The organism is Nocardioides cavernae (assembly GCF_013410035.1).
In the GTDB taxonomy this organism is placed as follows: Bacteria; Actinomycetota; Actinomycetes; order Propionibacteriales; family Nocardioidaceae; genus Nocardioides; species Nocardioides cavernae_A.
In genome coordinates, this window is the sequence record NZ_JACCBW010000002.1 from 644,841 (window position 1) to 659,280 (window position 14,440).

At 71.1% G+C, this 14,440-nt stretch carries 12 protein-coding genes; all 12 read left to right on the forward strand.

The window, feature by feature from the left end; genetic code table 11:
• Positions 1-123: 123 nt before the first annotated feature.
• The gene (locus F4692_RS10630; protein WP_179619620.1) at positions 124-2,649 is read left to right on the forward strand and encodes a GcvT family protein; all 2,526 of its coding nucleotides are present in this window, start codon (positions 124-126) and stop codon (positions 2,647-2,649) included.
• The gene (locus F4692_RS10635; RefSeq protein WP_179619621.1) at positions 2,646-3,419 is read left to right on the forward strand and encodes an electron transfer flavoprotein subunit beta/FixA family protein; all 774 of its coding nucleotides are present in this window, start codon (positions 2,646-2,648) and stop codon (positions 3,417-3,419) included. The genes F4692_RS10630 and F4692_RS10635 overlap by 4 nt, the downstream gene beginning before the upstream one ends.
• Positions 3,416-4,399 carry an electron transfer flavoprotein subunit alpha/FixB family protein gene (locus tag F4692_RS10640; RefSeq protein WP_179619622.1) on the forward strand — a complete coding sequence of 328 codons (984 nt, stop codon included), beginning with the start codon at positions 3,416-3,418 and terminating at the stop codon, positions 4,397-4,399. The genes F4692_RS10635 and F4692_RS10640 overlap by 4 nt, the downstream gene beginning before the upstream one ends.
• A gap of 232 nt (positions 4,400-4,631) precedes the next feature.
• Entirely contained in the window at positions 4,632-5,588 is a 957-nt protein-coding gene (locus tag F4692_RS10645; protein ID WP_179619623.1) for an ABC transporter ATP-binding protein, read from the forward strand.
• An 18-nt stretch (positions 5,589-5,606) separates the two neighbouring features.
• Positions 5,607-6,380, forward strand: a complete 774-nt coding sequence (locus tag F4692_RS10650; protein ID WP_179620459.1) for an MlaE family ABC transporter permease — start codon at positions 5,607-5,609, stop codon at positions 6,378-6,380.
• 4 nt (positions 6,381-6,384) lie between these two features.
• Positions 6,385-7,209: an MlaE family ABC transporter permease gene (locus tag F4692_RS10655; RefSeq protein ID WP_179619624.1), complete on the forward strand. Its 825-nt coding sequence runs from the start codon at positions 6,385-6,387 to the stop codon at positions 7,207-7,209.
• 7 nt (positions 7,210-7,216) lie between these two features.
• Positions 7,217-8,491 (forward strand): MCE family protein, encoded by a 1,275-nt coding sequence (locus F4692_RS10660; RefSeq protein WP_179619625.1) that lies wholly within the window; start codon positions 7,217-7,219, stop codon positions 8,489-8,491.
• On the forward strand, positions 8,488-9,525 hold the full coding sequence (locus F4692_RS10665) for an MCE family protein (RefSeq protein WP_179619626.1): 1,038 nt from the start codon (positions 8,488-8,490) through the stop codon (positions 9,523-9,525). Before F4692_RS10660 ends, F4692_RS10665 begins: the two co-directional genes overlap by 4 nt.
• The gene (locus F4692_RS10670) at positions 9,522-10,484 is read left to right on the forward strand and encodes an MCE family protein (RefSeq protein WP_179619627.1); all 963 of its coding nucleotides are present in this window, start codon (positions 9,522-9,524) and stop codon (positions 10,482-10,484) included. The genes F4692_RS10665 and F4692_RS10670 overlap by 4 nt, the downstream gene beginning before the upstream one ends.
• 3 nt (positions 10,485-10,487) lie before the next feature.
• Positions 10,488-11,648 carry an MCE family protein gene (locus F4692_RS10675; RefSeq protein WP_179619628.1) on the forward strand — a complete coding sequence of 387 codons (1,161 nt, stop codon included), beginning with the start codon at positions 10,488-10,490 and terminating at the stop codon, positions 11,646-11,648.
• A complete protein-coding gene (locus F4692_RS10680) occupies positions 11,645-13,099 on the forward strand; it encodes an MCE family protein (protein ID WP_179619629.1) in 1,455 nt (484 codons plus the stop codon). The genes F4692_RS10675 and F4692_RS10680 overlap by 4 nt, the downstream gene beginning before the upstream one ends.
• A complete protein-coding gene (locus F4692_RS10685) occupies positions 13,096-14,409 on the forward strand; it encodes an MCE family protein (protein WP_179619630.1) in 1,314 nt (437 codons plus the stop codon). The genes F4692_RS10680 and F4692_RS10685 overlap by 4 nt, the downstream gene beginning before the upstream one ends.
• Positions 14,410-14,440: the final 31 nt, after the last annotated feature.

Consider the following 14,440-nt stretch of genomic DNA (forward strand, 5'->3'; position numbering starts at 1 on the left):
CGTCCCGTCGACGCCCCCGACTGCTTGACAGCGGTCGGGGGCGTCGACGTACATTTTGTCTGTCGCACATAGCGCAACAAGTTGCGTGATACGCAACTCCATTCTTCGTCCCAGGAGACTGCCATGGCAGAGGTCCCCGCGACCGCCGACGTCGTCGTGATCGGAGCCGGCATCGTCGGCAACAGCCTCGTCCACCACCTGACCCGCCTCGGGTGGAAGAACGTCGTCCAGATCGACAAGGGCCCGCTGCCCAACCCGGGCGGCTCGACCGGCCACGCGTCCAACTTCATCTTCACCGTCGACCACTCCCGCGAGATCACCGACATCACGCTGGACTCGGTCGCGCAGTACAAGGAGATGGGCGTCTTCACCGAGTCCGGCGGGTTCGAGATCGCCCGCACCGAGGAGCGGATGGAGGAGCTGCGGCGCCGGATGTCGAGCGCCAAGGCGTGGGGCATCGAGGCCGAGCTGGTCAGCCCCGCGTTCGTGAAGGAGAAGGTCCCCTTCATCGAGGAGGACCAGTTCATCGGCGCCTTCTGGACCCCCGGTGTCGGCGTCGTCGACTCGCTGCGCGCCGGCACGATCATGCGCGAGCGCGGCCTGGAGACGGGCGAGCTCACCGTCGTGCCGACGGTGGAGGTCGTCGGCCTCGACACCGAGGAGGGGCCGCACGGACGCCGTCGCATCACGCGCGTACGCACGACCGGCGGTGACATCGAGGCGAAGGTCGTGGTGATCGCGGCCGGCGTGTGGAGCCCCAAGCTGGGCGACATGGCCGGCATCTCCATCCCGCTGACCCCGGCGGTGCACCAGATGATCAGCGTCGGCCCCTGCCCGCAGCTGGCCGAGAAGGAGGGCGAGATCTCCTTCCCGATCGTGCGCGACATGGACACCTTCTGCTACGAGCGCCAGCACGGCGCCGACATGGAGGTCGGCTCCTACGCCCACCGCGCGATCCTCCACGAGCCCGAGGACATCCCCTCGATCGAGCAGGCCAAGCTCTCCCCGACGGAGATGCCGTTCACCGAGGACGACTTCGACCCGCAGCTCGAGCAGGCCTACGAGCTGATGCCGGAGCTCCTGGGTGCCGAGGGTGCGGAGATCCGCTACGCCATCAACGGCCTCCTCTCGCTGACCTGCGACGGCAACCCGATCCTCGGCGAGAGCGAGGTCGCCGGTCTCTGGACGGCGTCGGCCGTCTGGATCAAGGAGGGGCCGGGCGTGGGTCGCGCGGTCGCCGAGTGGATGACCCACGGCCACTCCGAGATCGACCTGCACCACAGCGACATCGCGCGCTTCCACCCGCACCAGAAGCGCCGCGAGCACACCCGGCTGCGGACGACGGAGTCGTTCATCAAGACCTACGGCATCGTCCACCCCGCCGAGCAGTACGAGTCCGACCGCGACCAGCGGCTCTCCCCGATGCACGACTCGCAGGCCAAGCTCGGCGCGGTCTTCTTCGAGACCGCCGGGTGGGAGCGCCCCTTCTGGTACGAGTCCAACGCCGACCTGCTGGAGGTCTACGGCGACGCCGTCATGCCCCGCGAGCACGAGTGGGACGCGCGCTGGTGGAGCCCGATCATCAACGCCGAGCACCTGCGGATGCGGGAGTCCGGCGCGGTGATCGACCTGTCGGCGTTCTGCATCTTCGACATCACCGGACCGGGGGCGCTCGACACCGTGCAGCGCACCTGCGTCGCCCAGTGCGACGTCGCGGTCGGCAAGGTCATCTACACCCCGGTGCTCGACGCGAAGGGCGGCTTCCGGTCCGACCTCACCGTGATGCGGCTGGGCGACGACCACTTCCGCGTGGTCACCGGCGGCGCCCACGGCATGGCCGACCGCGCCTGGTTCGCCGGCCAGCTCCCCGACGACGAGGCCACCACCCTGACCGACCTCACCGACGACGTGTCGACCATCGGCATCTGGGGGCCCCGGGCCCGTGAGGTCGTCGCCGGCCTCACCTCCGACGACGTCTCGGACGCGGGCTTCGGCTTCCTCACCTGCCGTGAGATCGACCTCGGCGGGACGACCGTCCTCGCCTCGCGCATCTCCTACGTCGGCGAGCTGGGCTGGGAGCTCTACGTCCCGATGGGCTCGGCCGCCCAGGTGTGGGAGACGCTCCTCGAGGCCGGCGCCCCGCACGGCGTACGCCCCGCGGGCATCGGCGTCTACGGCACGACGGGCCGCATCGAGAAGGGCTACCGCGCCTACGGCGCCGAGCTCGACGGCGAGCGCAGCATCGTCGAGGCCGGCATGCAGCGGCCCAAGGTCAAGGCCGCCGACTTCGTCGGCAAGGAGGCCTACCTCGCGCAGCGCGAGGCGTCCCCGCAGGCGGTGCTCTGCACCCTGACCGTCGACGACCACACCTCCGCGTCCGGGACGAAGCGCTACATGCTCGGCGGCGAGCCGATCCTCACCCGCGACGGCGGCATCCTGACCGACGGCCACGGCCACCACCCGTACGTCACCAGCGCCGGCTCCGCGCCCTCGCTCGGCAAGCACGTGCTGCTCGCCTACCTCCCGCCCGAGGAGGCCGTGATCGGCAACGAGCTCGCCGTGTCCTACATGGAGGAGCTCTATCCCGTGACGGTCGGCTCGATCGACGCCACGCCCCTGCTCGACTCGACCAACGAGCGCCTGCGATGACCAACCCGCTGATCTGCATCAAGCGCGTCGTCGACGCGTCCAGCGAGGTCGTCCTGACCGAGGACGCCCAGGGCGTCGACGGCCGCTACGCCGGGTTCACCACGAGTGCCCACGAGGAGTGCGCCGTCGAGATCGGGGTCCAGGTCGCGTCCGCCACGGGCGGGACCGCGTCCGTGGTGACGCTGGGCGACGCCGACGCCGTCGAGCAGCTGCGGTCCGCCCTCGCCGTCGGCTGCACCGCCGCCACGCACGTCGTCGCCGACCCGCAGACGTTCGGCCCGGCCGACGTCGCCCGCGAGCTGGCTGCCGTCGTCCGCGACCACGAGCAGGCGGGCACGCCGCACGACCTCGTCCTCCTGGGGAACGACGCCGCCGACAGCGGCGACTTCCAGGTGGGCATCCGGCTCGCCTACGAGCTGGGCTGGCCGGTGGTCAACGGGGTCAGCAAGGTCAGCGTCGCCGACGGCGAGGTCACCGCGAGCGGTGACGGCCCCGACGGGCACGAGACCTACCGGCTGCCGTTGCCCGCGGTCGTGACCGTCCTCGAGGGCGGTGTGGAGCCGCGCTACCCGACCGTCCCGGGCCGGATGAAGGCCAAGAAGGTCGAGATCGAGGAGCGTACGCCCGTCTCCGACCCCGCGGGCCCGTCCCGCGTACGCCTCGTCCTCCCGCCGCCGTCGCCCTCGAGCGTCCAGGTGCTGGGGGAGGGCGCGGCCGCCGCGCCGGCGGTGGTCGACCTGCTCGAGGAGCTGGGGGTGCTGGCCCGATGATCGTCGTGCTCGTCGAGGTGTCGCCCGCCGGCGAGGCCGTCGAGACCTCCCGCGAGGCGCTGACCATGGCCCGCGAGCTGTCCGCCGCGGGGGGCGGTGTCCCGATCGACGCCGTCGTCGTGGGCGAGCCCGCCGAGGGGCTGGTCCCGGCGCTCGCCTCCTACGGCGTGCGCCGCGTGCACGCCCTCACCGGCGGGGCGTACGACGCGTTCGCCGGCGCCGCGTGGGCCGCAGGCCTCCTCCACGTCCGCGAGAGGTCCGGCGCCGTCGTCGTGATGGCGGCCGGCACGTCGCGCGGCAACGAGGTGCTCGCCCACGTCGCGGCGCGCAGCGGTGTGCCGATGGCTGCCAACGTGCTGAGCTTCGGCGGCCTGTCGCCGTTCACCGTCACCCGCCAGGTCGTCGGCGGTGCCGCGCTCGAGGAGATGCAGCTCGGCCAGCGCCCCGCCGTCTTCACCGTCGCCGGGCACGCCGTGCAGGCAGCGCCCGCCGACGCCCCCGGCGCCGGTGAGCTCGTCGTCGAGACGCCCGACGTGGCGCCCGCCGACCTCGTCGCCCGCGTGGTGTCCACCGACGAGCCGGAGCCCGACCTGTCGGGCACGCTCAAGTCCGCGAAGGTCGTCGTCGGCGCGGGTCGCGGGGCCGGGTCGGCCGACGGGTTCGCCGAGATCCTCGAGCTCACCGACCTGCTCGGGGCGTCGCTCGGCGTCTCGCGCGTGGTCACGTCCCTGGGCTGGCGACCGCACCACGAGCAGGTCGGCCAGACCGGGAGCCGGATCTCGCCCGACCTCTACATCCCGTGCGGCATCAGCGGTGCGATCCAGCACTGGGCCGGGTGCAGCAGCGCCAAGGCGATCCTGGCCATCAACACCGACCCCGACGCCCCGATGGTCACCAAGGCGACCCACGCGGTCATCGGCGACCTCCACGAGGTGATCCCCGCGGTCAACGAGGAGATCCGGCGGCGCCGAGCCGGCTGAGCTCGCCGTCTGCCGCCGAGCGGTGCCTGAGCCACGTTCTGACCGCGCGGAACGTGGCTCACGCACCGCTCCACCCTGCGATCGGGGCAGTCCTGCCTGCCCTCGGCGCCCGCCCGCGCAGGCCGGTGACGAGCGTCGCACGCCCGCCGTAACCTCCCGCACCCTCCCGCGTTGGACTACCCAGGAGTAGCCGCACCAGGAGCAACCGGGGGAGGGAAGGGGTACCGCGCGCATGGGCGTCGAGATCCAGGTCAACGACCTCAGCAAGTCCTTCGGCAAGCAGCTCATCTGGGGCGACGTGACGCTGACGGTCCCGGCCGGCGAGATCTGCGTGATGCTCGGCCCCTCCGGCACCGGCAAGTCGGTGTTCCTCAAGACCCTCATCGGGCTGCTCAAGCCCGACAAGGGCTCGATCGTCATCGAGGGCACCGACATCGCGAGCTGCTCGGAGCGCGAGCTCTACGAGATCCGCAAGCTCTTCGGCGTGCTGTTCCAGGACGGCGCGATGTTCGGGTCGATGAACCTCTACGACAACGTCGCGTTCCCCCTGCGCGAGCACACGCGGAAGTCCGAGTCCGAGGTCCGCGACATCGTCATGGAGAAGATGGACCTCGTCGGCCTGCTCGGCGCCGAGGACAAGCTCCCCGGGGAGATCTCGGGCGGGATGCGCAAGCGCGCCGGGCTGGCGCGCGCGCTCGTGCTCGACCCCGAGATCGTCCTGTTCGACGAGCCGGACTCCGGCCTCGACCCGGTCCGCACGGCGTTCCTCAACCAGCTGATCGTCGACCTCAACGCCCAGATCGACGCCACCTTCCTCATCGTCACCCACGACATCAACACCGCCCGGACGGTGCCCGACAACATCGGGCTGCTCTACCACCGCCACCTCGCGATGTTCGGCCCGCGCGAGCAGCTGCTCAGCTCCGAGGAGCCGGTCGTGCGCCAGTTCCTCAACGCGCAGCGGGTCGGTCCCATCGGCATGTCGGAGGAGAAGGACGCCGACGAGCTCGCGGCGGAGGCCGGCCAGGAGCTGCCGCCCCTGCCGCCCATCCCGCTGCAGCTCGACCCGTCCAACGGAGTCCCGCGACGCAGCCAGCGACCCGCGGGGGAGTGGTGCCGCGAGAACGGTGTCACCCCGCCGCCCGGGTCCTTCGAGTCCAGCAACGCCGGCCTCGCACCGGGAGCCTGACGTCCCGTGGCCACGTCCATGACCTCGCGCGCCCTCGCGCCCATCGGCACCGCCGGCAACCTCTTCGCCTTCGCGCTCGACGTCGGCCGCGGCCTGTTCCGGCGCCCGTTCCAGCTGCGGGAGTTCATCCAGCAGGCGTGGTTCATCGCGTCCGTCACCATCGTCCCGACCGCCCTCGTCGCCATCCCGTTCGGCGCCGTCATCGCGTTGCAGGTCGGCGGACTGATCAAGCAGTTCGGCGCCCAGTCGTTCACGGGCTCGGCGTCGGTCCTCGCGGTGATCCAGCAGGCGGCCCCGATCGGCACGGCGCTGCTGATCGCCGGCGCCGGGGGGTCGGCGATCGCGGCGGACCTCGGTGCCCGCAAGATCCGCGAGGAGCTCGACGCGATGATGGTGCTCGGCATCGACCCCATCCAGCGCCTCGTCGTGCCGCGCGTGCTCGCCTGCATGCTCGTGGCGTTCTTCCTCAACGGCATGGTCAGCGTCGTCGGGGTCGCCGGCGGCTACGTCTTCAACGTGGTCCTCCAGGACGGCACCCCGGGCGCCTACCTCGCCAGCTTCACCGCGCTCGCCCAGCTGCCGGACCTCTGGGTGGGACTGGTCAAGGCGCTCGTCTTCGGCCTCATCGCCGCGATCGTCGCGTCCTACAAGGGCATGAACGCCGAGGGCGGCCCCAAGGGCGTCGGCGACGCGGTCAACGAGTCCGTCGTCATCACGTTCCTGCTGCTCTTCGTGGCCAACTTCGTCCTGAGCATGATCTACCTGCAGGTCGTGCCCCCGAAGGGCGGATGAAGCGATGCCGCTGAAGGACGTGTACGCCAAGCCGCTCGCCTCCCTGGACGACCTGGGGGCGCAGCTGGCGTTCCACCTCGCGGTCCTGCGCGCGGTCCCGCGCTCGATCGCCCGCTACCCCCGCGAGATCATGCGGATCCTGGCCGAGGTCACACTGGGGTCGGGGGCGCTGGCGGTCATCGGCGGCACCGTCGGCGTCATCATCGGCATGACCTTCTTCACCGGCGCCCAGGTCGGCCTGTCCGGCTACGCCGCGCTCGACCAGCTCGGCACGGCCGCGTTCTCCGGCTTCGTCTCCGCCTACTTCAACACCCGCGAGATCGCCCCGCTGGTCGCGGGCATCGCCCTCGCGGCCACCGTCGGCTGCGGCTTCACCGCGCAGCTCGGCGCGATGCGCATCTCCGAGGAGGTCGACGCGCTCGAGGTGATGGCGATCCCGTCGATGCCGTTCCTCGTCGCGACCCGCGTCGTCGGCGGCCTGATCGCCATCATCCCGCTGTACGTCGTCGGGCTGCTGTCGTCGTACTTCGCGAGCCGGCTCGTGGTCACGCAGGTCTACGGCCAGTCGGCGGGCACCTACGACCACTACTTCAACGCCTTCCTGCCGCCGGGCGACGTGCTGTGGTCGTTCGGCAAGGTCCTCGTCTTCGCCGTCACCGTGATCCTCATCCACTGCTACCACGGCTACACCGCGTCGGGCGGCCCCGCCGGCGTCGGCGTCGCGGTCGGTCGCGCCGTGCGCACCAGCATCGTGGCCATCAACGTGCTCGACCTGCTCATGTCGATGGCGATCTGGGGCGCCTCGACCACCGTCAGGCTGGCGGGGTGACGAGCCGATGAGGACCAAGACCCTGGGCGTGGTGTTCCTCGCCCTGATCCTGGGCGCGGTGTGGGCGACCCACGGCGTCTTCACGCAGAAGTTCAGCAGCTACGACGAGGTCACCGTCCACGCGTCGCGGATCGGGCTGCAGCTGCCGCACCGCGCCGACGTGAAGATCAAGGGCGTCATCGTCGGCGAGGTGCTCGACTACGAGCCCACGACCGAGGGCGCCGACATCACGCTCGGCCTCTACGAGGACCGTACGGCCGACATCCCGCGCGACGTCACCGCCTCGATCCTGCCCAAGACCCTCTTCGGCGAGAAGTTCGTGTCCCTCGACGTGCCCGCCGGTGGCTCGTCGGCCCGGCCGATCGCCGACGGCGACGTCATCGCGCGCACCGACCTCTCGATCGAGGTCGAGCAGGTCCTCAGCGACCTCTACCCGCTGCTGCGCGCCGTGCAGCCGGCCGACCTCAACACCACGCTGAACGCCGTCGCCACGGCGCTCGAGGGCCGCGGTGAGCAGGTCGGCGAGACCATCGAGACCCTCGACGGCTACCTGACGCGCCTCAACCCCGAGCTGCCCGCGCTCGTCGAGGACCTCCGGCTCACCGCGAAGGTCTCCGACACGTACGCCGACGTGCTGCCCGAGGTCGCCACCATCCTGCGCAAAACGATCGTCACCACCTCGACGCTGGAGGACCGCGAGGAGAAGCTGAAGGCGTTGTTCGTCGACGTGTCCGAGCTCGCTGCGGTGGCCGAGCGCTTCACCCGCGCCAACGGCGACAACCTGGTCCGGCTCGGCGACCTCGCCGCCGCACAGCTCGAGGTGTTCGCCCGGTACGCCCCGGGCTACCCGTGCCTGCTCGGCGGCATCGTCGGCGCCGGCAACCGCCAGGCCGAGGCGTTCCGCGGGTTCACCCTGCACATCGTGCTGGAGACCATCCCCAACCAGCCGCGCGGCTACACCGCGGCGGACGCGCCCGTCTACGGCGACAAGCGCGGCTACTACTGCGGCCGCCTGCCGAACCCGCCGTGGTCGCAGAGCAACCCGGTCGACCACCAGCCGGACTTCGTCGACGGCATCGACGAGCCCACCGGCAAGGGCACCAGCCGGGTCGGCCCCGGCTGGTCCGGGACCGCCGCCGGGTTCGCCGGCGGCCGCGACGAGTCTGCCCTCCTCAAGGGCCTGCTCGCGCCGGGCCTCGGCGTCAGCGCCGACGACGTCCCCGACCTCGGCGTGCTGCTGGTCGGCCCCATGGCCCGCGGGGCGGAGGTGTCGCTGCGATGAGCAGGATCCTCGACGCACGCACGTCCCTCGACCTGGTCAAGCTCCTGGTCTTCGTCCTCGTCACCTCGCTCGCCACCGGCGTCCTCGTGGTGACGATCGGCAACCTCGGCTTCGGCGACTCGCGGCAGTACAAGGCCGAGTTCACCGACGCGACGGGCGTCAACAAGGGCGACGACATCCGGGTCGCCGGGGTCCGCGTGGGGACGGTGAGCGACGTCGAGGTCGTCGACCGGACCCACGCGCTCGTGACCTTCAGCGTCGACACCGGCACCTCCGTCAACGGCGGCACCAACGCCTCGATCCGCTACCGCAACCTCGTCGGTCAGCGCTACATCTCGCTCACCCAGGAGGTCGGCGACACCGCCCGGCTGCGCGAGGGGGCCACGATCCCCCTGTCGCGGACCCGTCCGGCGCTCGACCTGACGGTGCTGTTCAACGGCTTCAAGCCGCTGTTCCAGGCGCTGTCGCCCGAGGACGTCAACCAGCTCTCGTACGAGCTCGTCCAGGTCTTCCAGGGCGAGGGCGGCACGCTCGAGGGCCTGCTCGCCCACACCGCCTCGGTCACCTCCACCCTCGCCGACCGCGACCAGGTCATCGGCGAGCTCATCGACAACCTCTCCCTCGTCCTCGACCACGTCGCCGACCGCGACGAGCAGCTCACCCGGCTGATCACGTCGTTCCGCACGCTCGTCGGCGGGCTGAAGAAGGACCGCAACGCGATCCTCGGCTCGCTCGAGGAGGTGTCCGCGCTCTCGGTGGAGACCGCGTCGCTGGTCGACGGCATCCGCGAGCCCTTCGTGAAGGACATCAAGGAGCTGCGGGCCGTCGCCGAGAACGTCGACCGCAACAAGGCCGAGCTCGACCGCGCGCTCCAGGTGCTGCCGATCAAGCTGGAGAAGATCGGCCGTACGGCCATCTACGGCTCCTTCTTCAACTTCTACCTGTGCGAGTTCCAGGGCCGGGTCAACCTGCCGCGCGACGTCTCGATCCCGGTGACGTACGAGACCGGCTCCGACAGGTGTGATCTGACATGACTCCCTTCCGCGAGCGCAACCCCGTCGTCGTCGGCGCCGTCAGCCTCGTCGTCCTGGCCGTGCTGCTCGTCGCCGCCCTGCGTGCCGACGACCTGCCGGTGATCGGCGGCGGCGACACCTACCACGCCATGTTCACCGAGGCCGGCGGGCTGAAGGTCGACGACGAGGTCCGCATCGCCGGCGTCCGGGTCGGCAAGGTCGACGGGATCGAGCTGGCGGGCGACGAGGTGCGGGTCAGCTTCACCGTCGACGACCGCGCCGACTTCGGCAGCGGGACCCGGGCCGCGATCAAGGTGAAGACCATCCTCGGCTCGATGTTCCTCGCCCTCGAGCCCGCCGGCGGCGGCCAGCTCGCCGAGGGCGCCACCATCCCGGCCCGGCGGACGTCCTCGCCCTTCGACGTGGTCGAGGCGTTCGAGGGCCTGGCATCGACGTCGGAGAAGATCGACACCGACCAGCTCGCCGAGTCGCTCACCACCCTCGCCGACCTGACCCGCAACACCCCGGAGGAGTTCCGCGGCGCGCTCGACGGGCTGAGCCGCCTGTCGTCCAACATCGCGGCCAAGGACGAGCAGCTCAACACCCTCCTGGTCAACCTCGAGCGCGTGTCCACGGTGCTCGACGAGCGCGACGAGGACATCATCGCGCTCATGGAGGACGGTGACGTCCTCTTCCGCGCCCTCGTCGCCCGGCGCGACGCCGTGCACGAGCTGCTGGTCTCGACCACCCGGCTCTCGCGCGAGCTGACGACGCTGATCCGCCAGTCCCGCGACGACCTCGCGCCGGCGCTCGCGCACCTCGAGAGCGTCATCGCGGTGCTCAACAAGAATGAGGACAACCTCGACAGCAGCCTGCGGCTGATGGCGCCGTTCTACCGCGTCTTCGCCAACACGCTGGGCACCGGCCCGTGGTTCGACACGTGGATCTCCAACTTCCCGCCCGTCCCGCAGGTGGGCTGAGACATGGACCTCCTCAGGCGCACCCTCGTCCCCGCCACCGTGCTGGCGTTCGTCGTCGCGGCGGCCGTCAGCGTGCTCGGCGGCGACACCGGCAAGACGGTCGTCGCGCACTTCCCACGGGCCATCTCGGTCTACGAGGGCAGCGACGTCCGGGTGCTGGGCGTGCCTGTCGGAACCGTCACCCGCGTCGAGCCGACGGGCACCGACGTGACGGTCACCATGACCTACGACGACGAGGTCACGCTGCCCGCGAACGCCAGGGCCGTCATCATCGCGCCGTCGCTCGTGGGCAACCGCTACGTCCAGCTCACCCCGGCGTACTCCGGGAAGGGCGACGTGCTCGCCGACGGTGCCGAGCTCGGCGTCGACGAGACGTCGGCGCCCCTCGAGCTCGACCAGATCTACGACAGCCTCGACCGGCTCAACGTCGCCCTCGGCCCTCGCGGCGCGAACCGCTCGGGTGCGCTGTCGGACCTGCTCGCCGTCACGGCCGACAACTTCGACGGCCAGGGCGGGCGCTTCCGCCAGACCGTCACCGACGTCTCCCGGCTCAGCTCGACCCTCGCGGGCAGCTCCGACGAGCTGTTCGGCTCGGTCGAGGCCCTGGAGGGCTTCATGTCCACCCTCGCCGAGAACGACCAGACCGTCCGCCAGTTCAACCAGTCCCTCGCCGACGTCTCGACGATGCTCGACGGTGAGAAGGAGGAGCTGGTCGCCGCGACGGAGAACCTCTCCGTGGCCCTGACGGCGGTCAAGGAGTTCGTGCAGGAGAACAAGGACTCCCTCAGTCGCAACATCACCGGCCTCAACCGCGTGGCCAAGGTGCTCGTACGCCAGCGCGCGGCCCTCGACGAGATCCTGCACGTCGCTCCGGGGGCCCTCAACAACCTCGCGATGACCTACAACCCGCAGGCAGGGACGCTGGACGTGCGCAGCAACTTCGGCGAGTCGATCAACCAGCTCGAGCTCGACCCCGCCGCCTTCCTGTGCGGTTTCGTCGGCCAGGTCGAGCGCTCGGGCCAGCTCTGCGACCAGATCACACGACTGCTCGACCGTCCCCGCGCGGGCGCGCTCGGCTCGCGGGCCACACTGCCCGCCCGCGAGGTCTTCGACCCGACCCTGGGTGGCCTGGTGGCACCCCCACCCCAGGAGGTGTCGAGGTGAAGCGCCTGCACTGCCTCGTCCTCGGCGTGCTCGCCGCGATGTTCCTCTCCGCGTGCGACGCCAGCGTCTACTCCCTGCCGCTGCCCGGCGGGCCCGACGTGGGGGAGCGCCCGATGACGGTGAAGGTGGAGTTCGGCGACGTGCTCGACCTGGTCCCGCAGTCGACGGTCAAGGTCAACGACGTGAGCGTCGGCAAGGTGACCGACATCGACCTTCAGGGCTACCAGGCGCTCGTGACGATGCAGGTGCGGCGCGACGTCGACCTGCCCGACAACGCGCTCGCCGAGCTGCGCCAGACCAGCCTGCTCGGGGAGAAGTTCGTCGAGCTGAGTGCTCCCGAGCAGGGCGCGAGCGCCAACCCGCTCGGGGACGGCGACACCATCCCGATCGACCGCGCCGGCCGCAACCCCGAGGTCGAGGAGGTGCTCGGCGCGCTGAGCCTCCTGCTCAACGGCGGCGGCGTCGCCCAGCTGAGGACCATCACCCAGGAGCTGAACCTCGCGCTCGAGGGCCGCGAGGACTCGGCGCGGTCGGTGCTGCGCAACCTGCGCACCTTCACCGGCCAGCTCGACGAGAACAAGGCGGACATCGTCGAGGCCATCGAGAAGCTCAACCGGCTGGCGATCGAGGCCGAGAAGCAGCTGCCCACCATCGACCAGGCCCTCGACGAGCTGCCCAGTGCGCTCGAGTCGATCGACCGGCAGCGCGACGACCTCGTACGGATGCTGGCGGCGCTCGACGACCTGTCCGCGGTGGCCGTCGACGTGATCGTGCGGTCCAAGGGCGCGACGATCACCTCCCTGGAGCGGCTCGACCCCGTCCTCAGCCAGCTCGCCGCGTCCGGCGACGACTTCGTCAACGCCTTCCACGTGTTCCTCACCTACCCGTTCGTCGACGAGGTCGTCGGGCGGGACCCGCAGGTCGCGCGGAACCTGCACATGGGTGACTACACGAACCTGTCGATCACCCTCGACGTCGACCTGACGGCCCTGCCGACGACCATCCCGACGACCCTGCCCACCGAGGCGTGCATCCCGCTGAGCGCGCTGCCCCAGGACGGCCCGCTGCCCGACACCAGCCGGCTGTGCCAGGACGCGCTCGACGCGATCAACCAGTGCCTCGAGGGCCTGCGTCGCGGCGACGTCACGGCGTGCGTCGGCCTGCCCGGCTCCGTCATCAGCGTGGTCTGCCAGCAGTTCCCCGTCCCGGGCCTGTGCGGCGGCTCCGGGACCCCGACGCTGCCGCTGCCCACGCCCACGCTGCCCACCCTCCCGATCCCGTCCCTGCCGACGATCTCGATCCCCGGCCTGCCCCGCGCCGCGGCGTACCCCTCGGCGAGACCACCGGGTCCGCCCGACCCGGCGAAGGGAGCGACGATGGGCCAGCTCAGCGAGATGTACGACCCGGCGCTGGTGTCGCTGCTCGTTCCCGGGATGGTGGTGGAGCGATGATCACCCGTCGTACACGCGTCCAGCTGCTCGTCTTCGCGCTCATCACCCTCGTCGGCGTGAGCTTCGTCGGCGCCCGGTACGCGCGCCTCGACCGGCTCGTCAGCGACCAGGCCTACACGGTCGTCGCGCACTTCGCCGAGTCCGGCGGCGCCTTCGCCGGCGCCGAGGTGTCCTACCGGGGGGTCCGCGTCGGCGAGGTGCGCGAGCTCGTGCTCACCGACGACGGGGTCGATCTGGTCCTCGACATCGACGACGAGCACGAGGACATCCCCGCCGACGCGGACGCCGTCGTCGGCAACCGCTCGGCGGTGGGCGAGCAGTACGTCGAGCTCCAGCCTCGCAGCGACGACGGGCCCTACCTCCGCGAGGGCTCCGAGATCGCCCGCGACCGCACCGCGGTCCCGATCCGCACCGACACGCTGCTCACCCACCTCGACGAGACCGTCCGCAGCGTCGACCAGGACGACCTGCGCACGGTCACCTCCGAGCTCGGGACGGCGTTCGAGGGCGCCGGCGGCGACCTCCAGACGATCCTCGACAGCAGCAACGAGCTCATCACCGCCGCCGACCAGAACTTCGACGTCACCGTCGACCTGATCCGCGACGCCAACACCGTGCTCGACGGGCAGGTCGACTCCGAGAGCGCCTTCCGGCGGTTCGCCCGCGACCTGTCGTCGTTCACCACGACGGTGGCGGACCACGACGCGGACCTGCGCGCCCTCATCGAGGACGGCTCGCTCGGCGCGGACGAGCTGCGGGTCTTCCTCGAGCAGAACGAGGTCGAGCTGGGCGACCTGATCAACAACCTGGTCACCACGGGCGAGGTCGTGGTCACGCACCTCGACGGCATCGAGCAGCTGCTCGTCATCTACCCCTACGTCGTGGAGGGCGGCTTCACGGTCGTCTCGAAGTCGCCCGGCACCGGCCTCTACGACGCGCACTTCGGCCTCGTCCTGACGATGGACCCGAAGGTCTGCCTCCAGGGCTACGAGGGCACCGACCGGCGGTCGCCGCTCGACGGCAGCACCGTGCCGATGGACGAGGACGCGGGCTGCACCGCACCCGCGTCGCAGACCAACGCCCGCGGCGCCCAGAACATCCAGTCGCCGCGCGCCGCCACGGGGTGGGGGCAGGCAGACCTCGCGTACGACCCCGAGACCGGCGTCCTCGCCACGGACCCGGACGAGATCCAGCGCCTCCTCGGTCGGTCTGCGCCGGCGCCGCGCACCCTCGGCGACGACAGCTGGAAGTGGCTCTACCTCCAGCCGCTGCTCGCAGGGGGCGTGACGTCGCCGACGACCGGTCGTTGAACCAGCAGGCCCCGTGAGGGAGGGGCCGCGA

What these genes read in the sequence shown, in the direction of transcription:
- F4692_RS10640 (WP_179619622.1), top strand. Translation starts at nt 3,416, where the DNA reads ATGATCGTCGTGCTCGTCGAGGTGTCGCCCGCCGGCGAGGCCGTCGAG.
- F4692_RS10650 (WP_179620459.1), top strand. Translation starts at nt 5,607, where the DNA reads ATGACCTCGCGCGCCCTCGCGCCCATCGGCACCGCCGGCAACCTCTTC.
- F4692_RS10630 (WP_179619620.1), top strand. Translation starts at nt 124, where the DNA reads ATGGCAGAGGTCCCCGCGACCGCCGACGTCGTCGTGATCGGAGCCGGC.
- F4692_RS10685 (WP_179619630.1), top strand. Translation starts at nt 13,096, where the DNA reads ATGATCACCCGTCGTACACGCGTCCAGCTGCTCGTCTTCGCGCTCATC.
- F4692_RS10635 (WP_179619621.1), top strand. Translation starts at nt 2,646, where the DNA reads ATGACCAACCCGCTGATCTGCATCAAGCGCGTCGTCGACGCGTCCAGC.
- F4692_RS10670 (WP_179619627.1), top strand. Translation starts at nt 9,522, where the DNA reads ATGACTCCCTTCCGCGAGCGCAACCCCGTCGTCGTCGGCGCCGTCAGC.
- F4692_RS10675 (WP_179619628.1), top strand. Translation starts at nt 10,488, where the DNA reads ATGGACCTCCTCAGGCGCACCCTCGTCCCCGCCACCGTGCTGGCGTTC.
- F4692_RS10655 (WP_179619624.1), top strand. Translation starts at nt 6,385, where the DNA reads ATGCCGCTGAAGGACGTGTACGCCAAGCCGCTCGCCTCCCTGGACGAC.
- F4692_RS10660 (WP_179619625.1), top strand. Translation starts at nt 7,217, where the DNA reads ATGAGGACCAAGACCCTGGGCGTGGTGTTCCTCGCCCTGATCCTGGGC.
- F4692_RS10645 (WP_179619623.1), top strand. Translation starts at nt 4,632, where the DNA reads ATGGGCGTCGAGATCCAGGTCAACGACCTCAGCAAGTCCTTCGGCAAG.
- F4692_RS10665 (WP_179619626.1), top strand. Translation starts at nt 8,488, where the DNA reads ATGAGCAGGATCCTCGACGCACGCACGTCCCTCGACCTGGTCAAGCTC.